A 20,150-nucleotide genomic window follows, 5' to 3' on the forward strand; every position below is an offset into this window, starting at 1 on the left:
CTCAACTCCCGACCCGCACAAAAAGGAAATGAAGCCATGAAAAAGTCCCTCCTCTCCACCCTCGGTCTCGCTGTCGCCCTGGCCTTCTCGATGCCGGCTCTCGGCAACGCTCAGACGACGACCGCGCCGGCTGCCACCACCACGACCACGACGACCGCGCCGGCTGCGACGACGCCCGCGAAGCCGGCTGTGAAGAAGGCAGCGGCCAAGAAGGAATGCAAGCCGACCAAGAAGCATAAGTGCCCGGTGAAGAAGGCTGCCAAGGCCAAGGCGAAGCCGGCCGCCGCCGCCAAGCCGGCTGCCGCTCCGAAGCCGGCTGCTACCGCCAACTAATAAGCCCTGATCCAGGTCTAGAGCGAAAGCCGCTCCAGCCGGTTTCGGCTGGAGCGGCTTTTTGACGACGGAAACCCCGACGGCTTTCGTGGCGGCAACCTCATCCTTAACCTGATCGCAATGCCGGTGCAGTAGGACAGTCCGCATGAAGAAGCGGCTTTCGTCCCTGATGCGTTCGCTGACCCTCGGAGGCCTGGTCGCCACCGCGGCGGCGAGAGCGCTGATCATCTTCTCCGCGAGCCCGGTGCCGGATCCCGCCAGCCGCAGGACCGAGCCTGAACTTTTCGCGCCGGCGATCTCGTCGAGCTGGAACTATATCACCCCGGCGCAGTCCTGGGTCCTGATCGTGCTCACCGGCGCGACGGTAATCGGTTTCGTCGCCTGGATGCTGTTTGCGTTTCTGGAGCGCGGGTCGGACACCACCGACGGTGGCTCGGGCCGCCGCACCATCGGGCGCCAGGGCCGTTGAACGGTCGCCAGGCCACTCCCACATAGAGTTGATCGTCCGGGTTCCGCCGCCTCGCGCGGGAGAAATGGACCCATGCCTTCTTGCGTGGCAAAGTCGAAGCGAAAACCGAGTTGTCTTCACGCAATTCCGGAAGGGATTTCTTGGAATTGCCTTGGTTCACCACCGGTGGATTCCAATGCCCGAGACCATTCTCAAACCTCGCGTCAAGACGCAGCCGAAAACGGAGCGGCCGAAGCTCTACAAGGTCATCCTGGTCAATGACGATTTCACGCCGCGCGAGTTCGTGGTCACGGTGCTCAAAGGTGAATTCAAGCTCAGCGAGGACCAGGCGCACCGCGTCATGATCACTGCGCATACACGCGGGGTATGCGTCGTCGCGGTCTTCACACGCGATGTCGCCGAGACCAAGGCAGCGCGCGCGACTGACGCCGGCAAGGCCAAGGGATATCCGCTGCTGTTCACGACCGAACCGGAAGAATAGGGCGCCTTCCTCTCCTCTAGAAAGGGAGAGGCAAAGAGATCACCGCCCCTCGCGGTACCACATCGAACCCATCGCCAGCAGCAGCAGCCCAAGGCCGAGGAACCCGCCGAACAGAGGCACGCGCGAAACCGCCTTGAGTGCGCTGTCGTCCGTGGTGCGTAGCCCGATCCAGTCGTCGCCCGAGGCGGCGCCGGACGAGCGGACCGGCACGATCGAGGGCAGGACCACGCCGTCGCCGGTGAGGCTGCCCAGCCGGCGCACGCTGCCGCCGGTCGCCTCCGTTGGCGCCCTCAATTTGTCTTCCGTCGATACGACATCTGCGAATTCCGGGGCATTGATTGGACCGACCTGGGCAAGGGCGGTGAGGTCGCCATTGGCCACTTGGTAAAGCCCAATCTCGCTGGTCTGCAGGCTGCCCGTGAAAATGCCCGGCTCGGCCTTGTCGAGCTTGACCGTCAGCGCCTTGCCAGAGGGTGTTATGACGCGGGCCGGGCCGGGATCGTCGCTCATCGTCTGACGACGGATTTCCAGCATCATGCCGCGCCCGTCGGCGGTAAGCCGTTCCTCTTCCAGCTCCGGCTCTTTCATCAGCCAGTGAGCGATGCGGCGGTAGAGCTGGACATGCGGGCCGCCGCCCTCGAAGCCGCGCGCCCACAGCCAGCCCTGGTCCGAAAGCAGCATGCCGACGCGGCCTTCGCCCTTGCGGTCGAGCACCAGCAGCGGCCGGTCGTCGGCGCCCTTCATCACCACCTCGCCCTCGGGGTTCTTGACGCCGATGGTTCGGAACCAGCGGCTCCAATGCGGCGGCTCGGTGGCGGAGCCGTCGAGCCCCCGTGTCACCGGATGGCGCTGGCCGAGGTCCGTCAGACGCGGGTAGAAGGCCTTTTCGACCACCTCGCCGCTAGGCATCGCCGGAAGTGACGACATCAGTGGCGTGCGGGCAATCGAGCTGGTGCCGGCATATTCGGGTCCGGCGGCAATCAGCAGCGCGCCACCCTTTTCGACATATTCCGAGATGTAGTCGTAATAGAGGATCGGCAGCACGTCGCGATGCTGGTAGCGGTCGAAGATGATGAGGTCGAAATCCTTGATCTTCTCGACGAACAGCTCGCGCGTCGGAAAGGCGATCAGCGACAGTTCGTTGATCGGCGTGCCATCCTGCTTTTCCGGCGGTCGCAGAATGGTGAAGTGGACGAGATCGACCGACGCGTCCGATTTCAACAGGTTGCGCCAGGTGCGCTCGCCGGCATGCGGCTCGCCGGAAACCAACAGCACGCGCAGGTTCTCGCGGATGCCGTCGACAAGCGCGATCGCACGGTTGTTAATGTCAGTGAGCTCTCCCGGCTCGTGGTCGATGGCAAGCTGGATGATATTGCGTCCGGCGTTCGGAATAGTGATCTGAAGCTTCATCGGCTGACCGGTCACGGCGTGCTCGACCGAGACCTGCTCTCCATTGACCGAAACCCGAACGTCGACAGGACTGCCTCCGCCTTCGGTGGAGATGACGCGGTATGTCATGTCGAGCGGCTTGCCGACGAGGGCGAAGCGGGGCGCGTTCTCAAATTGGATGCGGCGATCCTTCTCGTGCTCATGGCCGGTGATCAGAGCATGCAGCGGCGCGTGGAAGTCCGGAGCGCCGGCAGGCACGTCATGGACTTCGCCGTCGGTGATCATGATCGCGCCGCCGACGCGTGAGGGCGGCACGTCGCGGAAGGTGCTTTCCAGCGCGCTGAAGAGCTTGGTTTCAGTGCGCTCGTCGGCGGCCTCCGACTTGCCGGCTTCGACGACCCGCACGTCGAACTGCTTGAAGCGGCCGAGGCGTTGCTGGAGCCCAGCCAATGCCTCGTCGGTCTGCTTGGTGCGGTCGCCGATATCCTGGCTCGGACTGCGGTCGACGATAATGGCAACGACGCTCTTCAGCGCCTCGCGTTCCTCGTCGAGGAAGACGGGGTTGAGCAGCGCCGCGCCGAGCGCGAGCAGGGCCAGAAAGCGCAATGCAGAACCACGCTGGCGGAACCACAGTCCGGCAAGCGCAAGCAGCGCAAGCGGCACGAAGACGAGGCCGAACAACGGCCAGGAAATGAGCGGTTCGAGCGAGATGGACCAGTTCATGACTATTGTCCCAGCCGTTCGAGCAGGACGGGCACATGGACCTGGTCGGATTTGTAGTTGCCGGTCAGCATGTACATCATGATGTTTACGCCGGCACGCAGCGCATAGACACGCTGCATCGGGTCATTGGGGACCGTCGGCAGCAAAGGGTCGCCGTTCTCGTCGACCGCCCAGGCGCCGGCGAAATCGTTGGCGGTGATCATGATCGGGGAGACACCGTCGCCGACGCGCACCGGGCGGTTCTCGGTGTTGCTGGCATCGAGCGAAGCCTCGACCCAGAGCGGGCTGCCGTTGAAGCGGCCTGGAAACTCCGGAAGGATGAAGAAGGATTTCGTCAGCACATGGTCCGACGGCACCGGCTCCAGCGGCGGCACGTTGAGGTTGGCGAGAATGTCGCGCAGCCGCTCCGTCGCGGGGCTTGCGGTTCCGCCGCCGATGCCGCTCGAGAACTGGTCGCGCGTATCGAAAAGAACGGTGCCGCCCTGCTGCATGTAAGCGTCGATGCGGGCGATCGACGCCTGGCTGGGCATCGGCGCGGTCGCGTCGACCGGCCAGTAGATCAGCGGATAGAAGGACAGCTCGTCCTTGGAGATGTCGACGCCGGCCGGCGGGCCGGGCTCCAGCGCAGTCTTGTCGATCAGGAAGCGGGTCAGGCCCTCGAGGCCGGCGCGGCTGATCGCGTCGACGCCGGGCTCGCCGGTGATCACATAGGCTATGCGGGTCTTCGAGATGGCCTCGATCGCCTGGGTGTCGCCGGGCTTCGCATCATCAGCGCGGGCGAAATCGGCCTGACCGAAAAGCCCGCCGAGCAAGATCAGCACGGCCGCAGTGGTGGCGACCGCGGCGCGGCGTGGCCGGCGCGACAGCAGCCCGCCCATCCAGAACACGGCAAGCGTGTCGAACACCATCAGCAGAAGCGCCGCTGTCACCAGCGGTCCCTTCAGGTTCTCCGATTCGTCGAAAGCATAGGGAATGGCGGTTACGGGCAGCGAGACCTGCGGACGCGCAAGCGGCGTGAAGCTGCTTGCGGCGTTGAGCAGATTGTGCGCGAAGACGCCGGTTTCCGAGCCATAGAGGCCCGGTGGGTTTTCGAGCGTCACCGGCAACGAGCCAGCGCCGGGCACCAATGGCCGCGCATCGGGCGACGGCGGCGCCAGCATGCCGCCCGCGCCGATCATCCGATAGGGCGCCAGCGAGGCGGCGGTGGCTTCGGCGTTGGCGACAGCGGCCCCCTGGTTGCGCGACAGTTGCACGATGCGTCTCAGCATCTCCACGAAGCTGCCGGAGATCGGCAGGTTCGACCAACTCGCCTCGGGCGTGACATGGAAGAGCACCAGCGTGCCCTTGTCCTTCTTCATGCCTGTCACCAGCGGCGTGCCGTCGGCCAGCGTCGCCCAGGTGCGCTCGACGATGTCGGGCGTCGGCTCGGCCAGCACCTGCCGGCTGACCGTCACCTCGGTCGGCGGCGCCAGATCGGCGAAGGGACCGGCTTTCGGGAATTCGGTGACCTGCTGCGGCGTCGTCCAGGAAAGCGCGCCGCCCAGCGCGCGCTCGCCGCTGCGCAGTCTGACCGGCAGCAGGTCGTCGTCATTGCCGGCGGCGGCGAGCCGGGGGCCGGCAAAGCGCACCAGCGTGCCGCCGTTGTTCACCCAGTCGACCAGCCGTTGCCGGACCTGCTCGGGAATGGTGCCGACATCGGCCATGATGATCATCGCCGGCTTCTGGTCGAGGAGCTGTGGAATGCCGTCGGCCAGATCGGCGCTCGACGGCTCGACCAGATCGGCGAAAGGCTGCAGCGCGCGGCGGATGTAATAGAGGGGCGACAGAAGCGGCTGCGCCTGGTCGGCCTCGGACTGCGACAACAGCCCCACGCGGCGGCGCTTGGAGCTTTCGTCGAGCACGCGCACGGCGCCGGCCTGGCGCTCGCCGTCAAGTGCTATCGAGGCGAAGTCGTTGCGCAGCTCGAACGGCACCGCCATCGTGCCGGTGGCGGTGCTCTCGCCCGGGGCGAATGTCAGCGTCGCGTCGGCGATGCGACGGCCCTTGTCGTCGAAAGCGCCGGCGGTGATCTGCGCCGGCGCCGGATCGCCGGGCGCGCGGATGGCGGTCAGCGCAAAGCCGTCGACCTGGTTGTCGGCGCCGGTCAGACCCATCGGTGAGAATCGGTCGGTAGCTGCCCAGACCAGCCGCGAGGCATTCTTTTGCAGAAGCATCTTGAATGCGGCCTCGTCCCCCTTGGCCGCAAGCCCGTCGGCGAGCACGGCAACGCTGGCTCCGGGCAGGCGCTCCAGGGCAGCCGCGACGCGGGCATAGACGGCTGGCCGGTCGGTCGGGATCGGGCGCGGTTTCGCGGCGCGCAGGCGGTCCAGCGCCGCCGAGGCATCGAAGGGACCAATCTCGGCATTGGACTTCTCGGCGGTGAAGGCGATGACGATGGGAACGCCGTTCGATCCGGCGTCCGCGATCAGCCGCTCGGCGGTGGCGACGCGTTTGGGCCAGTCGGAAGCGCTTGCCCAGTCATTGTCGATGACCAGCGCCAGCGCCGAGCCTTCCGCCGGCAGTTTTTCGCGCGGGTTGAAGACCGGCTCGGCGAGCGCAGTCACGACAAGGGCGGCCATCAGCAGGCGCAGCAGCGTCAGCCACCAGGGGCTTTGCCGCGGCATCTCCTCGCGCCTCAGGACACGGGCAAGGATCTTCAGCGGCGGAAAGACTTCCGTCTGCGGCTTGGGCGGGGTGAGCCTCAGCAGCCACCAGATGACCGGCAGCGCCAGGAGGCCCCACAACACCATGGGCGCGCCGAAGGAGAGCGGCAGCCAGCTCATGCGACAGACCTTCCGAAGTGGCCGGCATCGGCGGTCATCGCCAAGTGGACGCGCACGAGCGCCTCGGAAGCAAGCCGGTCGGTGTGGTTGACGGTGAAGCTCCAGCCGAGACGCTTGCACCAGCCGGCCAGTTCCTCGCGGCGGGCGGTGTAGAGGAGGCGGTAGTCCCCGGCCAGCATCTCGGCGCGACCGGCTGTCAGCTTATCGCCGGTCTCGGGATCGGTGAATTCGGTCCGCCCGGCATAGGGGAAAGTCTCCTCGGCCGGATCGGCCACCTCGATCAGATGCGCGCGCACGCCGTGGCGGGCCAGCACGTCGAGCCAGGCCATGGTTTCCTCAGCCGGGTCGAGGAAATCGCTGATGATGACAATGTCGCAGAAGCGGCGGATGGCAGACAGATCGGGTTTCGCAGGCAGTGCGGCGGCATGACTGAGCTGAGCTGCGACGCGCTCGGCGCCGTTGCGGGCGGTGAACGGGTCGGTGAGGCCCGGCCAGGCAATACGCTCGCCGCTGCGCGACAGAAGCTCGGCCATGGCGAGCGCCAGCACCAGCGCGCGCGATTCCTTGGAGACGCTGGCTCCCGCCGACTTGTACAGCATGGAAGGGGAGGGGTCCGCCCACAGCCACACCGTATGGGCGGCCTCCCACTCGCGATCGCGCACATAGGTGTGGTCGTCGCGAGCAGAGCGGCGCCAGTCGATGCGCGAGGAATCGCCTTCGACATAGGGCCGGAACTGCCAGAAATTCTCGCCGATGCCGCGCTTGCGGCGGCCATGCCAGCCGGCAATCACCGTGTTGACGATGCGGCGCGCTTCGACCAGAAGATCCGGCACCAGTGAGGCCCCCAGCCGGCCACGGGCGAGCGCGTCACGCGTCGCAACCGGTGCCTGGACCTCGCCTATTCGACCCATCAGATGCCTTTTGCCAGTTTCGCCACCACGTCGCGCACCGAGGTGCCTTCGGCGCGGGCGGCGAAAGTCAGCGCCATGCGGTGTTGCAGCACCGGCTCGGCGAGGGCGCGGATGTCGTCGACCGACGGCGCCAGCCTGCCATCATACAGGGCGCGTGCGCGGGCGCATAGCGTGAGCGCCTGGCTGGCGCGCGGGCCTGGACCCCAGGCGACGTGCTTGTCCGTCTCGGCATTGCCCTGGCCGGGGCGCGCCGAGCGCACCAGCTTGAGGATTGCCTCGACGACGCTTTCCGGCACCGGCATGCGGCGGATCAGCGTCTGGATCTCCTTCAGCCGCGCCGCTTGCAGCACATTGTCGGCCCTGGCCTCCTCGACGCCGGTGGTCTCGAGCAGGATGCGGCGCTCGGCCTCGATCTCAGGATAGAGGATGTCGACCTGCATCAGGAAACGGTCGAGTTGCGCCTCGGGCAGCGGATAGGTGCCTTCCTGCTCCAGCGGATTCTGCGTCGCCAGCACATGGAAAGGCGCGGGCAGGTCATGGCGGGCGCCGGCGATGGTGACGTGATATTCCTGCATTGCCTGCAGCAGCGCCGACTGGGTGCGCGGCGAGGCGCGGTTGATCTCGTCGGCCATCAGAAGCTGCGTGAAGATAGGCCCGGAGATGAAGCGGAAGGAACGCTTGCCGAATTCGTCCTGCTCCATCACCTCGGAGCCGAGGATGTCGGATGGCATCAGGTCCGGCGTGAACTGGATGCGGCGGGAATCGAGGCCGAGCACGATGCCCAGCGTCTCGACCAGCTTGGTCTTGGCAAGGCCCGGAACGCCGACGAGCAGCGCATGGCCGCCGGCAAGCAGCGCCACCAGCGTGCGCTCGACCACGGCTTCCTGGCCGAAGATGACCCGGCCGACGGCGCCGCGCACCTTGGAGATGTCGGCCAGCGCCTTCTCGGCTTCCTCGACCATCGCCTTTTCGCTGATCGGGCTTTCCTTGATCATCACGCTCATGCCGTTCGATCCTTGTGGTTGGAAATACCGGCCTGCATTCTCGTACCCGCAGAATGCCGCGATTCGGCCTCGCCTGGCGTCTGCATTCGAACTTAAATCACAGACTTAGGCTGACAAGCGGAACAACAGTGACTATTTCGTGGCAATGACGGAACACGCCGAACATCGCGAACCGAGCCTGACCAGCGCCACCGAGCCGCGCGGCTTGGAGGCGTTGATTTCGCGGGCCGCACGGGCGGGCAAGGGGCCGGCGCCGGTGGAGCGCTGGAATCCCGACTTCTGCGGCGATCTCGACATGGAGATCAAGGCTGATGGCACCTGGTTCTATCTCGGCACGCCGATCGGGCGCATGCCGCTGGTGCAGCTTTTTTCCAGCGTGCTGCGCAAGGACGCCGACGGAAGAACCTATCTGGTGACCCCGGTCGAACGGGTGGGGATCAGAGTCGCGGACGCGCCCTTCATCGCCGTCGAAATGGACGTTTCCGGCAGTGGCGACGGGCAGGTCATCACTTTCCGCACCAATGTCGGCGACGTCGTCGCGGCTGGCCCCGGCCATCCGCTGCGCTTCGTCGACGAAGATGCGACCGGCGGACTGAAGCCCTACGTGCTGGTGCGTGGGCGGCTGGAGGCGCTGGTGGCGCGGCCGGTCATGTACGAACTGGTCGAGCATGGCGAGGAGGTCGAGATCGGCGGCCAGACGATGTTTGCCGTGCGCTCCGGCGGCGAGGTCTATCCGATCATGCCGGCCGAAAAGCTCAGGCGGCTGAGCGCGTGATGGATCAGGTGACAGCAGCGCCGTTCTCGATCGCGGATTTTCGTGCGCGCGTCGCGGCGCAGGCCGAGGCGCGGCCCGGCGAGGATTTTGGCGATCATCGCTTCAACCCCGGGCATCCCAGGCTGAAACACGCAAAGCCGCTGCGCGACGCAGCTGTGCTGATACCGGTGGTCGACCATACCGACGGCGCGACGGTGCTGCTCACCAAGCGCGCCGAGAAGCTGCGCAGCCATTCCGGCCAGGTGGCCTTTCCGGGCGGCACCATCGATCCGACAGATCCCGGCCCCGAAGCCACGGCGCTGCGCGAGACCTTCGAAGAGATCGGCCTCGAGCGCGACCACATCGAGATCATCGGCCGCATGCCGGACTATGTTGCCGGCAGCGGCTACCGCATCGTGCCCGTGCTTGCCGTGGTGCGGCCAGGTTTTTCGCTGACACTCAATGTCGATGAGGTCGATGCCGCCTTCGAGGTGCCGTTGAGCTTCCTGATGGATCCGGCCAATCACGCGCGCGACAGCCGCATGTGGAACGATCTCGAATGGTTCTTTTACGAAATGCCCTATGGCGGCCAGCGCATCTGGGGCGTCACCGCCGGCATCATCCGTACGCTCTATGAAAGGCTCTACGCATGAGTGCGAGGGTGTCCCTGTCTGGCAGGGCCGATTGGCTTGGCGAAGAGCATCTGCAACGCCTGCTTGCCGCGTTGACGGAAGGCGGGGAGGAGGCGCGCGTCGCCGGCGGCGCAGTTCGCAACACCTTGCTCGGCCAGCCGGTGGCCGACATCGACATTGCCGCGACGACCTTGCCCCAGGAGACGATCCGGCGTGCCGAGGCGGCCGGATTCAAGACGGCGCCGACGGGTATCGAGCATGGCACCATAACGGTGGTCGCGGGAGGCAAGCCTTACGAGGTCACGACGCTGAGGGCCGATGTCGAGACCGATGGGCGGCGGGCGAAAGTGATCTTCGGGCGCGACTGGAAGGCGGATGCCGAGCGGCGCGACTTCACCATCAACGCGCTCTATGCCGAAGCCGACGGAACAGTCGTTGACCTCGTTGGCGGCATCGCCGACATCGGGGCGCGCCGGCTGCGCTTCATCGGCGAGGCGGACGCGCGCATCCGGGAGGACTACCTGCGCATCCTGCGCTTCTTCCGCTTTTTTGCCTGGTATGGCGAGGGCCGGCCCGACGCCGAGGGGCTGAAGGCCTGCGCTAGGCTTAAGGACGGGCTTGGCCAGCTTTCGGCCGAACGCGTCTGGTCCGAGTTGAGGAAGCTGTTTTCGGCCTCCGACCCGTCGCGCGCGCTGCTCTGGATGCGGCAGGCCGGCGTGCTCTCCGCGGTCCTGCCGGAGAGCGAGAAATGGGGCATCGACGCCATTCACGGGTTGGTCAGGGCCGAAAAGGATCTCGGCTGGGCCGTCGATCCGATGCTGAGGCTGGAAGCGGTCGTCCCACCGGATGCGGCGCGCATGAAGACGCTTGCCGAGCGGTTGAGATTCTCCAACGAAGAAGCCGATCGCTTGCGGCTCTGGGCGCTGACCACCGCGCCGGAACCCCGGACCACCGAGACGGAACTGGCGAAGAAGGTCTATTTCAGCGATCGCGGCGGTTACCTCGATCGGCTCCGGCTTGCCCTGGCCGGGGCGCGGACGCGTGCCGTCGAGGACAATCAGGCGATGATGGAGGCCGGTGGCTTTTCGCGCTTGCTCAACTTCGTACTGAGATGGGAAAAGCCGGTGTTTCCGATCAAGGGAGCCGACCTGACCGAACTCGGCGCGTCACCTGGTCCGAAACTCGGCGCCACACTGCGGAATCTTGAAAAGGAATGGGTCGAGTCCGGGTTTACAGCGGACCGCGGCGCGCTGCTCAAGCGCGCCGCGCAAGCTCTCGAAAGCTAGGTCCAAATTACCGAATAGCCACGGGGGCCAGGGCGCGCGAGAGGCTTGCCTCGCCCTTGCCATAGATGGCCGGGTTGTAGTTGACCAGCGTGTCGGTGCGGGCCGTGTTGAGCAGGTCGTTGGTGATCTGGACCGGTGTCGCGCTGCTGAACTTGCTGCCGATGATTGCGGCGTAGCCGGAGATGATCGGTGCGGCGAACGAGGTGCCATAAAGACCGGTCTGGTCTCCGTCGACGCCGACGACGAGGAAGTGGCTCTGCACCTGCGTGTTCGATCCCGCATAGTCCGAGTACCAGGCAAGCTGGGCCTTGTTGGTCGTCGTGCCATTCGTCGACAGCGCGCCGACGAAGATCGCCGTCTGCTTACCGATCAGGGCGAGATCGAGATAGTCCTGCTGACCGCCGGTGACGCCGCCGACCGCGACCGAGTCGTTGCCGGCTGCTTTGGAGATTATGGCAGACCCACGGCTGGCGTAGGAGATGATCGATGCCTCCTCCGGTGCCCACCAGATCTGGTTCACGCTGTAGCCCGCGTTTGCGTACATGCCGTAACTGAGGTTGAGCACATTGCGGCCGTTGGCAAGTGAGACGGCAGTGCCTGTCGAGAAATCCTTGGAGCGGATGGTCGCCGAGGGGGCGATCATGCTGGCTTCCTCGCGGGTCCATTCGCCATGCCGCTGGGTCTGGGTGCCAAGGCCGAAATTTCCGGAAAAGCGCGTCGAGCTGCTGAAGTCGTCGACCATGGTGATGGTGACGCCCTGGCCCTTGTAGCCCGCAGCCCATGCTGCGCCGACGTCGGGGCTCATCCAGCTCTGAAGCGTCTGGGCCGTGCGTGCGACCGGGATGGTTGTGCTCATGCATATGGACTGACCACCGCCGTGGCACAGCGCGGCCATCTCGTCCGCATCGACCTCCTGGGCCGACGCCACGGACGCCGGCAGGAGGAGAAGGGCCGCGGCAATTGCGAATTTCCAGTGATTACCAAACATGTCCTTACTCCGGATCAAAAAGGAAAGAAGGCGGATGATCGCGAATTTCGGGAAAGAAAGATGTCTCATGCATGGTCTCCCGGCGATCAAAACGTAACACGGTAATTCAGCCACAGATGCATCGTCTCCGGCTTAGCGTTAACCAGATATTTCAGCGTTTCCTCAGGCGCCATCTGACCGGCGGCGAGCCGGCAATTGACGCTGTAGGTGCCCAGATCCCCGTAGTCCGCCGTGCAGGGCTTTTCGGTCAGGTCACCGCCAATGGTCGAAGTGACGGACAAGGACAGGGTGCTGTTCGGGTTCGGATGGGTTTGGGTAAGAAAGCCAAGCTTGAGACTCGGCGCTATGGTGTATTTCTCACCTTGTTCCCCGGTTCCAAACCCCCAGAGAATGCCGGTGTTTTCAGTGAGTTGCGTGAGGAAGTCGACATGGAAGTCGACCCAGTTCGAGTGATACCACTGATTGAACGGAACCCAGCTTCCGCTCTGCAGTTCGTAACCGCCATTGCCAAGGCCTCTCACCTGATCGCTCAGTGGCGACCCCTGATGAATATCGACGAACGACGTGGTGATTTCCTGAGCTGCCGCTGGCGAGGCAATGAGGAACGCGCAGGCCAGGAGCGCCGCCTTGCGCAAATTGCGTCGATTGCCGGACCTTTCGCGCATAGTGCGCAGCACCTTGCCCCACCGATCCCGACAACGCCTCATGGCGGCGGGCTCCTCGGGCAGCCCTCTGTAGCCGGGTTGTTCGCAGGACTATTATATGCGGACCGTTACCGTGAGGTTATCCAAGACAATTAGAATATAATAATTTACATGAATTTCGACGAGGAAGCGGGCGGGCCGCTTGTGCTGGCCGCGCCGCGCAAATGCCGCGATCTGCTCTTTTTTGCCGGTGCCTCAGGCGGCGTCGCGAACCTTCTGGATGCGCGAACGGATCGCTTCGACCATCGTCTCGCGAATGGTTGTTTCGCCGTGGGTTTCGCGCATGTGCTCGACAGCGCGGCGCATCACCTCCGCTTCCTCTTCGGCGCGCGTATGCCAATCGCAGCCCGGGACGAGCGACCCGCATTGGAACTCCTTCATCGGATTTTCCTTCCTCGCTCTGGAGCGGTCCGGCCCTCCATACGCTCCAGCTTATTGTCGTTATGGCAATTCCCGGCTGAATGGGCTGGGTGGTGTCTGGAATTGCTCTGGTGGATAAGCATAACACATGCCGGCCGGTTTCGGTTGCATCGAGCCGGCGACAAATCGTTTTTGCCACCTGTTCAAACCGAAAGGCGGACCATCGCTGCTCCGCCTTTCCCATTGCCTGATCCTGCTATCGGGCCGTCATTTCATGGTCTTGACGGCTTTCGGCACTTTATTCTTGTCCGCATGTTCCGAGAAAGGTCGCGGGATGCCAGCCGTCGACGCTACTCGCCGGATTTTCACGGCCATTTTACCTCGGGCGGCATGCTGGAGAGGATCGAGGCGACATTGCCGCCGGTCTTCAGTCCGAAGATGGTGCCGCGATCGTACAGCAAGTTGAACTCGACGTAGCGGCCGCGCCGGATGAGCTGTTCGTCGCGATCGCCGTCGGTCCAGTTCTGGTTGAAGTTGCGGCGCACGAGGTGGGCGTAGACGACCAGGAAAGAGCGGCCGATATCCTGGACGAAGTTGAAATCGGCATCCCAGCCGCCCTGGTCCTCGCCCGAATGCAGCCAGTCGAAAAAGACACCGCCGATGCCGCGGACCTCGTTGCGATGCGGCAGGAAGAAATACTCGTCGCACCAGTCCTTGAACCTGGCATAGTCGGCGACCGCGGCATTCTTCTCGCAGGCAAACTGCATGGCCCGGTGGAAGGCTACGCTGTCGGGGTCATCCTGGACCCGGCGCCGGTCGAGCACCGGCGTCAGATCGGCGCCGCCGCCGAACCAATGGCGCGTGGTCACAACCATGCGCGTGTTCATGTGGACCGCGGGGACGTTGGGGTTCCAGGGATGGGCGATCAAGGAGATGCCGCTCGCCCAGAAGCGCGGATCCTCCTCGGCGCCCGGGATCTGCTTCCTGAATTCCGGTGAAAACTCGCCAAAGACGGTGGAGGTATGGACACCGACCTTCTCAAAGACGCGGCCGCGCATCATCGACATCGTGCCGCCGCCGCCGCGGCCCTCGTCCCGCTCCCACGGCGTCTTCTCGAAATGGCCGGGCGACCATGAGGATTGCGGGCCGCTGACCTCCTGCTCGATCTCCTCGAAGGTGGCGCAGATGCGCTCGCGCAGCGCCTCGAACCAGAGACGGGCCTTTATCTTCTTCTCTTCGATGTCGGCGGGCAGGCCCACCGGAATTTCGGGTCGTTCCAATTCGGTCTCCAGCAACGGGCCTGTTTGCCCGACAAATGACTCGTTTTTTCCGCGCGCGATCCCTAATCTCTTGAGGGCAAGGGTCAAGTCCTGTCTGACCAAGGTGCAAGGAGTTCCTTTGTGCGCACCCCGGCAAGACCGCCGCTGGATGGCTTGAGGAAAAGGCTAGAGCGCTCGCGGGCCGAGCGCGAAAAAGAGCCGCGCGACGGGTTCCTCCGCGAAACCTTCGTGCTGCCGCGCCCGGCCGCACGACTCAAGGCGAAGGAATGGTTCGAGCGTTTTCCGAAGCAGGCCTACTGGACCGAGATCGAGAGCTGGTTCGAGCGGCCAGGCGACGTCATCGAATTCACGATGCGGCGGCTGCCGGCGGCGGACTAAGCGCCGCCGGTTGTCTGTGCCGGAAGCAAAAGCCGTCCTATTTCCCTTGTATGATTTTGATGAATTCGCTTCTGTCGCCTGATCCAAGGTGCGCCCGACGCATTTCGGCATACGTCAGACGGCCATTGGCAAAGGCCCGGACCGTTCTTGTACACCAGACGCGCGGTGTGCTGGCCGGGCTTGCATTAATGACCTTAGCAGCTTCCTGCTTGGTACTGAGTGGAGCTTTCTCGGAACGCGCGATGCAGTCTGCAAGCAACTCCTTGTACATGGCCGGGCTGCCCTGAACCATGGTCCTTGCCGTATTCCACTCGCCTTCGCTCGGCATACATCCAGCCAACACAATGGCGCCAAGCAACGCGGGAAAAGTCTTGTAATTCAATTTCAATTCTGCCCCCAAAGGATTATTTGCAAGAACGTATCAACCATACGCAAATCGCCTCCACAAGACTGCGAGGCTTCTGGTACAGGGATAATTTTGTAAGTGTCAGTCGTGCCGTATTTGCTTTAGTCCGCCACCAGCCGCCTTGCGCCGGTTCCCTCCCTGGCCAACCGATCGTCCTTGTTGCGGAGCGGGCATTTGTCGATCGACATGCAGCCGCAGCCGATGCAGTCGGTCAGCCCATCGCGCAATTTCGTCAGTTGGCTAATCTTATGATCGAGCCCGTCGCGCCAAGCCGTTGAAAGCAGATTCCAATCGCCGCGCGTCGGCGTGCGGCCCTCGGGCAGGGACTGGAACGCGGCGGCGATCTCGGCCAGCGAGATGCCGACCTCCTGAGCGACGCGGATGATCGCTACCCGTCTCAATACATCCCGGCTGTAGCGCCGCTGGTTGCCCGCCGTGCGATGGCTGCGGATAAGCCCCCGCGCTTCATAAAAATGCAGTGCCGACACCGCGACCCCACTGCGCATCGCCACCTGGCCGACCGTCAATTCCCTTACCGGAGCCATTTCCCACTTTCCGCTTGACCTCAAGTTAAGTTGAGCTTGTAGCGAGGAAACCCAGACAAGGCAAACACAGGAGAAGGCGATGTGCGCCTGGGTGAGGATGGCAACGACAGGGGAGGCGGTAAGCGACGTTGAGGAGGGGCTGAAAGTTCTATCCGATCTGGCGCAACGCTTCGCCAGCGGACATCGCGACGGAGAGCGCGACATTGATGCTACGCGCGCCGGGCCGCATCGGGATGGTCAGCCGCGCATCCGCCGAATGATGGACATGGTCCGGAACGCCGGCGGATTCGCGGCCGAACAAAAGGATGTCGCCGGCGGCGAAAGCAAAGTCCGTATAGGCGGTGGTGGCCTTGGTGGTGAGCAACACCAGACGGCGCGCATTGGTCTGGCGCCACTCCTCGAAGGCGTGCCAGTCGGCGTGGCGGGAAAGCGCCGCCATTTCGAGGTAGTCCATGCCTGCGCGTTTGAGCGCCCGGTCGGAGAGCGGGAAGCCGGCCGGTTCGATGATGTCGACGCCGAGGCCGAGGCAAGCGGCGAAGCGCAGGATTGTCCCGGTGTTGCCGGCGATGTCAGGCTGGTAGAGCGCGATGCGGAGACGATCGTTCATTTCCGCGTCCTTCTAATAAGTGGCAGATCGGCCACAGGCATATCCCGGTTTTGGCGATTTCTGGACTGGCGGGTGGTCATTTTCTGCGAAGTCAAGTATATGCCGCTCATCGTCAACCCGAACCGAAGGAGGGGAAGCAAATGATGACCATGCACATTCAGTTTCTCTCCCTGGGCCACGTATGCCCGACGGCGGTTTCGGTACGACGATTCTTCTGACACTTTAAGACTTCATCGCACCGATTCCCGCCGAACCCAGTTTTCGGCTTTCCAAGGAATCTCGCGATGTTTTTCAAACTGCCAAAGGGGCGCCCGGCCCCGCCCGAAGCTGCCGCGGCCGACGCTCACAGTCGCGCCCCGGTCGACGTAACCCGTGTCTCCGGCCGAATGCCGGCGTTCGAGTTCGTTTCACCTTTTTTATCGCATTTCCACATGGAGGACGGACCGATGTTCGATCCATTCAGAATACCCGGCTCGAGGAGTCTGCACGATCGCAAGATGGCGACGTGGGCGTTGCTGATCGGCGAGACCTACTCGTCCGCCGTACATGCCGAGACGCGTCGGCGCCCACATCGCGGCATGCTGCCGGACGTGGATTTCTCGCGCGCGGTTCCCGACCCTGGCCGGTCGTCGCTGGTGCGCCGCATGATCAGGATGATGCGGCCAGGCGAGAAGGGCCGGGCCGGAACCCCGGCGTCGCCAATAGCCTCTACCGAGCCTGTCGGCGAAAAGCCTGCAACACCCTATATTGCGCGAAGCAGGGCCGGCGATTCAGTTGATTCCGTATCGCCGGCCCGCGATGTCGCGCGGCCGAAAAGCCTTGTACATCAATCCCGCGCTGCGTGAGCGCGTTGACTTTAAGAGTGCCTTGAATGTTCCGCTGGTTTGAAAAAAGGCTCGATCCGTTTCCCGCCGCGGAGCCGGTCGAGCCGCCGAAGACGCTGGTTGCCTTCTGCGTGCATTATACGCGCGGCGCGTGGCCCTATATCCTCGTCGATGCGGTTCTGGTGGCGGCGATCGCCATCGCCGAAGTGTGGATGTTCGGCTTCATGGGCCGCATCGTCGACTGGCTGTCAGCGCAGAACCGCGAAACCTTTCTGCAGACTGAGAGCTGGAAGCTTGCCGGCATGGCTTTCGTCGTGCTGTTCGCTCTGCCTGGCACGGTCTGGCTGCACTCGCTGCTCAACCAGCAGACGCTGATGGGCAATTATCCCATGCGCATTCGCTGGCAGGTTCATCGTTACCTGCTCAAGCAGTCGATGGCCTTCTACCAGGACGAGTTCGCCGGCCGAATCGCGACCAAGCTGATGCAGACGGCGCTCGCCGTGCGCGACTGCGTGATAAAGGTGATAGACGTCCTCAATTACGTCATCGTCTACTTCCTTGGCATGCTGCTCATCGTCGGCTCAGCTGACTTGCGGCTGGCGGCGCCACTCGGCGTGTGGCTGATCGGCTATATCGCGCTGCTGCGTTACTTCATTCCTCGACTGGGCAAGGTCGGCGAAGAGCAGGCCAATGCGCGCTCGACCATGACTGGTCGCGTCGTCGACAGCTACGCCAACATCCAGACGGTGAAGCTGTTCTCCCACGCGCGGCGCGAGGCGGCCTTCGCCAGGGAAGGGATGGCGGGTTTCATCGAGACGGTCTATCGCTCGATGCGGCTGGTGACGGTGCTCTACGGCCTCCTCTACATACTGAATGCGCTGTTGCTGTTCTCTGTCACCGCGCTCTCGCTGTGGCTGTGGCTCGGCGATGCGGTGACGATCGGCGCCGTCGCCGTGGTCATCGGCCTGGTGCTGCGCATGTGGGGCATGTCGCAGTGGATCATGTGGGAGATGTCGGGCCTGTTCGAGAATATCGGCACGGTGCAGGACGGCATAGCCTCGATCTCGCTGCCGCGCCTGGTCGAGGACCGACCGGACGCCAAGGACATTATCATCAGCCACGGCGAGATACGCTTCGACGAGATCGGCTTCCACTACGGCAAGCAGAAGGGCGTTATCGAAAACCTGTCGCTGACTGTGAAGCCGGGCGAGAAGGTCGGTATTGTCGGTCGCTCTGGGGCCGGCAAATCGACGCTGGTCAACCTGTTGCTGCGCTTCTACGACCTCGAAGCCGGCCGGATCCTGATCGACGGCCAGGAGATCGCCGCGGTGACGCAGGATTCGCTGCGCGCGCAGATCGGCATGGTGACGCAGGATACTTCACTGCTACACCGGTCCGTACGCGACAACATCCTCTACGGCAGGCCCGACGCGAACGAAGGGATGCTGATCGAGGCTGCCAAGCGGGCCGAGGCGCTGGACTTCATCGGCGAGCTGTCCGATTCCGAAGGCCGCAAGAATTTCGATGCCTATGTCGGCGACCGCGGCGTCAAATTGTCCGGCGGTCAGCGGCAGCGCATCGCCATCGCCCGCGTGATGCTGAAGGACGCGCCGATCCTCATCCTCGACGAGGCGACATCCGCGCTCGATTCCGAGGCCGAGGCGGCGATCCAGGAGAACCTCTACAAGCTCATGCAGGGCAAGACCGTCATTGCCATCGCCCATCGGCTTTCGACCATCGCGGCGATGGACCGGCTGGTCGTCATGGACAAGGGCCGGATCATCGAGGAAGGCTCGCATGACCAGCTCGTCGCCAGGGGTGGGCTCTACGCACAGCTGTGGCAGCGACAGTCGGGCGGCTTCCTGCTCGACGATGGTCCTGCCGAAGCCGACACCAAGGCACTGGCGCCCGAATCCGGGATGGCCGCCGAGTAAGATCGCCTCTTGCGCAGGGTCCACAGGAACAGTGATTGCGGGCGTAACCACCGCCCGCAATCGAAACGAAGTCGAGGCACAAGGGGCTGATCCCGGACAGGGCGCGCCCGCTTGTGGCGCCCGTGAGGAAAAATGTTCGATCGCCTGTTTGCCTGGTTCGAAAGCCGCTATTCGCCGGTCGCACTGGCCGACGACCGGCAGCCGCCCATGGGGCTTTGGAAGTTCTACTGGTATTTCATAAGCCAGTTTCGCGCCGCGTATTGCCTGCGCATGATCATCGTTGCGGTCGCCGCCATCGCGGATGCGATGCTGCCGATTTTCGTCGGCGTGATCGTGGGCCTGCTCTCCAGCACCAAGCCGGGTGATTTTTTCGCGGCACATACGCCACTGCTCGCCGCGATGGCGTTCGTCGTGCTGCTGCGTCCACTTGCGACCATCATCGACGGGCTCGTCCGCAACCACGCCATCGCGCCAAATCTGATCGATCTCGTGCGCTGGCAGAGCCATTGGCATGTCGCGCGGCAGGACTGGTCGTTCTTCCAGAACGATTTCGCGGGACGCATCGGGACAAAAGTCATGCAAAGCGGCGATTCGGTGGAGATGAGCGTCAACCTCACCATCGACGCCGCCTGGTATGCGCTGGTCTTTGTTGCCGTGGCCATCGTCGTCCTGGCGCAGCTCGACCCTGTCCTGCTCGCGGTGGTGGCAATATGGCTGGTGTTCTATTGCCTGCTCTTCCGATTTTCGATGCCCAGGATTGCGCGGTGGTCAACGGCCCTCTCTGAGCGGTGGTCGGTGGTCAGCGGCCGCATGGTCGACAGCTACACCAACATCCTGACGCTCAAGACGTTTTCGACCGGCGAACATGAGGACAGATATGTCTCGCAGGCAGTGATCGAGCATGCCGACACGTTTTACCGTTTGATGCGCGTCTTCACGTTGATGTGGTCAACATTGTTCGTTCTGAATGCGCTGCTGCTGGTCGCCATAAGCTGGTTGGCTCTTGCCGGGTGGAACGCCGGTCACATGACCACTGCGGCCGTGGCAACGGCGATCCCGTTCGCGTTGCAGATCGCCAACATCTCCGGCAGGATCCTCGATGTCGGCGCAAACGTCTTTCGGCAGATCGGCGTCGCCAGCAATTCGATGACAACGATCGCGCGGCCCATCACCATGCAGGACAGGCCGGGCGCTCCGGCGCTCGTGGTGACCGCCGGCGGCATCGAATTCGACCGGGTGAATTTCAATTACTCGCGCGTCGACGGCAAAGGTGGCGTCATCGACAATCTGTCGCTGAAAATCGCGCCGGGCGAGCGTGTG

General features: G+C 63.9%; 21 protein-coding genes. 10 read left to right on the forward strand and 11 right to left on the reverse strand.

The features are described from left to right. Nucleotides 1–36: 36 nt before the first annotated feature. The 3 genes from Q0L57_RS20915 (at nucleotide 37) to clpS (ending at nucleotide 1,283) form a co-directional block, all read left to right on the forward strand. Complete coding sequence (locus tag Q0L57_RS20915) at nucleotides 37–333, forward strand: hypothetical protein (RefSeq protein ID WP_296744939.1); 297 nt, start codon at nucleotides 37–39, stop codon at nucleotides 331–333. 145 nt (nucleotides 334–478) lie between these two features. Next, on the forward strand, nucleotides 479–802 hold the full coding sequence (locus Q0L57_RS20920; protein ID WP_296744940.1) for a hypothetical protein: 324 nt from the start codon (nucleotides 479–481) through the stop codon (nucleotides 800–802). Nucleotides 803–977: 175 nt separating this feature from the next. After that, nucleotides 978–1,283: an ATP-dependent Clp protease adapter ClpS gene (gene clpS / locus Q0L57_RS20925; protein WP_296744941.1), complete on the forward strand. Its 306-nt coding sequence runs from the start codon at nucleotides 978–980 to the stop codon at nucleotides 1,281–1,283. A 39-nt stretch (nucleotides 1,284–1,322) separates the two neighbouring features. On the opposite strand, the gene Q0L57_RS20930 is transcribed toward clpS, so the two are convergent. From Q0L57_RS20930 to Q0L57_RS20945, 4 genes are read right to left on the reverse strand one after another with little or no spacing between them, the layout of a single operon-like run. Further along, on the reverse strand, nucleotides 1,323–3,395 hold the full coding sequence (locus Q0L57_RS20930) for a hypothetical protein (RefSeq protein WP_296744942.1): 2,073 nt from the start codon (nucleotides 3,393–3,395) through the stop codon (nucleotides 1,323–1,325). A gap of 2 nt (nucleotides 3,396–3,397) precedes the next feature. Beyond that, entirely contained in the window at nucleotides 3,398–6,217 is a 2,820-nt protein-coding gene (locus Q0L57_RS20935; protein WP_296744943.1) for a DUF4159 domain-containing protein, read from the reverse strand. Further along, complete coding sequence (locus Q0L57_RS20940) at nucleotides 6,214–7,128, reverse strand: DUF58 domain-containing protein (RefSeq protein WP_296744944.1); 915 nt, start codon at nucleotides 7,126–7,128, stop codon at nucleotides 6,214–6,216. The genes Q0L57_RS20935 and Q0L57_RS20940 overlap by 4 nt, the downstream gene beginning before the upstream one ends. After that, complete coding sequence (locus Q0L57_RS20945; protein WP_296744945.1) at nucleotides 7,128–8,132, reverse strand: MoxR family ATPase; 1,005 nt, start codon at nucleotides 8,130–8,132, stop codon at nucleotides 7,128–7,130. The genes Q0L57_RS20940 and Q0L57_RS20945 overlap by 1 nt, the downstream gene beginning before the upstream one ends. 145 nt (nucleotides 8,133–8,277) lie before the next feature. On the opposite strand from Q0L57_RS20945, the gene Q0L57_RS20950 reads away from it, so the two are divergent. The 3 genes from Q0L57_RS20950 to Q0L57_RS20960 are packed head-to-tail and all read left to right on the forward strand — an operon-like array spanning nucleotide 8,278 to nucleotide 10,804. Continuing rightward, nucleotides 8,278–8,907, forward strand: a complete 630-nt coding sequence (locus tag Q0L57_RS20950; RefSeq protein ID WP_296744959.1) for a DUF1285 domain-containing protein — start codon at nucleotides 8,278–8,280, stop codon at nucleotides 8,905–8,907. After that, nucleotides 8,907–9,539, forward strand: a complete 633-nt coding sequence (locus Q0L57_RS20955) for a CoA pyrophosphatase (protein ID WP_296744946.1) — start codon at nucleotides 8,907–8,909, stop codon at nucleotides 9,537–9,539. The genes Q0L57_RS20950 and Q0L57_RS20955 overlap by 1 nt, the downstream gene beginning before the upstream one ends. Then, nucleotides 9,536–10,804 (forward strand): CCA tRNA nucleotidyltransferase, encoded by a 1,269-nt coding sequence (locus Q0L57_RS20960; protein WP_296744947.1) that lies wholly within the window; start codon nucleotides 9,536–9,538, stop codon nucleotides 10,802–10,804. The genes Q0L57_RS20955 and Q0L57_RS20960 overlap by 4 nt, the downstream gene beginning before the upstream one ends. A gap of 7 nt (nucleotides 10,805–10,811) precedes the next feature. Here Q0L57_RS20960 and Q0L57_RS20965 read toward each other — a convergent pair whose 3' ends face one another. The 4 genes from Q0L57_RS20965 to hemF form a co-directional block, all read right to left on the reverse strand. Beyond that, nucleotides 10,812–11,792: a S8 family serine peptidase gene (locus Q0L57_RS20965; protein WP_296744948.1), complete on the reverse strand. Its 981-nt coding sequence runs from the start codon at nucleotides 11,790–11,792 to the stop codon at nucleotides 10,812–10,814. 86 nt (nucleotides 11,793–11,878) lie between these two features. Further along, on the reverse strand, nucleotides 11,879–12,457 hold the full coding sequence (locus tag Q0L57_RS20970) for a hypothetical protein (RefSeq protein ID WP_296744949.1): 579 nt from the start codon (nucleotides 12,455–12,457) through the stop codon (nucleotides 11,879–11,881). Between the two features lie 234 nt (nucleotides 12,458–12,691). Continuing rightward, the gene (locus tag Q0L57_RS20975; protein ID WP_296744950.1) at nucleotides 12,692–12,877 is read right to left on the reverse strand and encodes a DUF1059 domain-containing protein; all 186 of its coding nucleotides are present in this window, start codon (nucleotides 12,875–12,877) and stop codon (nucleotides 12,692–12,694) included. Nucleotides 12,878–13,221: 344 nt separating this feature from the next. Continuing rightward, a complete protein-coding gene (hemF, locus tag Q0L57_RS20980) occupies nucleotides 13,222–14,136 on the reverse strand; it encodes an oxygen-dependent coproporphyrinogen oxidase (protein WP_296744951.1) in 915 nt (304 codons plus the stop codon). A 120-nt stretch (nucleotides 14,137–14,256) separates the two neighbouring features. Here hemF and Q0L57_RS20985 point away from each other — a divergent pair, with 120 nt between their 5' ends. Further along, nucleotides 14,257–14,514 carry a hypothetical protein gene (locus Q0L57_RS20985; RefSeq protein ID WP_296744952.1) on the forward strand — a complete coding sequence of 86 codons (258 nt, stop codon included), beginning with the start codon at nucleotides 14,257–14,259 and terminating at the stop codon, nucleotides 14,512–14,514. 37 nt (nucleotides 14,515–14,551) lie between these two features. Here the strand turns inward: Q0L57_RS20985 and Q0L57_RS20990 are convergent, their stop codons facing one another. From Q0L57_RS20990 to Q0L57_RS21000, 3 genes are all read right to left on the reverse strand, one after another. Further along, nucleotides 14,552–14,902, reverse strand: coding sequence for a hypothetical protein (locus Q0L57_RS20990; protein WP_296744953.1), 351 nt, complete (start codon nucleotides 14,900–14,902; stop codon nucleotides 14,552–14,554). Nucleotides 14,903–15,021: 119 nt separating this feature from the next. Next, a complete protein-coding gene (gene soxR / locus Q0L57_RS20995; RefSeq protein ID WP_296744954.1) occupies nucleotides 15,022–15,465 on the reverse strand; it encodes a redox-sensitive transcriptional activator SoxR in 444 nt (147 codons plus the stop codon). 148 nt (nucleotides 15,466–15,613) lie between these two features. Continuing rightward, on the reverse strand, nucleotides 15,614–16,072 hold the full coding sequence (locus Q0L57_RS21000) for a tRNA (cytidine(34)-2'-O)-methyltransferase (RefSeq protein WP_296744955.1): 459 nt from the start codon (nucleotides 16,070–16,072) through the stop codon (nucleotides 15,614–15,616). Nucleotides 16,073–16,458: 386 nt separating this feature from the next. On the opposite strand from Q0L57_RS21000, the gene Q0L57_RS21005 reads away from it, so the two are divergent. The 3 genes from Q0L57_RS21005 to Q0L57_RS21015 all read left to right on the forward strand — a co-directional run. Continuing rightward, the gene (locus tag Q0L57_RS21005; RefSeq protein WP_296744956.1) at nucleotides 16,459–16,917 is read left to right on the forward strand and encodes a hypothetical protein; all 459 of its coding nucleotides are present in this window, start codon (nucleotides 16,459–16,461) and stop codon (nucleotides 16,915–16,917) included. Between the two features lie 26 nt (nucleotides 16,918–16,943). After that, nucleotides 16,944–18,830 (forward strand): ABC transporter ATP-binding protein, encoded by a 1,887-nt coding sequence (locus Q0L57_RS21010; RefSeq protein WP_296744957.1) that lies wholly within the window; start codon nucleotides 16,944–16,946, stop codon nucleotides 18,828–18,830. A 132-nt stretch (nucleotides 18,831–18,962) separates the two neighbouring features. Further along, nucleotides 18,963–20,150: ABC transporter ATP-binding protein (locus tag Q0L57_RS21015; RefSeq protein ID WP_296744958.1), on the forward strand; the 1,188-nt coding region annotated here is incomplete at its 3' end.

Origin of the sequence: Mesorhizobium sp. (genome assembly GCF_024509055.1) — a bacterium.
Classification (GTDB): domain Bacteria; phylum Pseudomonadota; class Alphaproteobacteria; order Rhizobiales; family Rhizobiaceae; genus Mesorhizobium.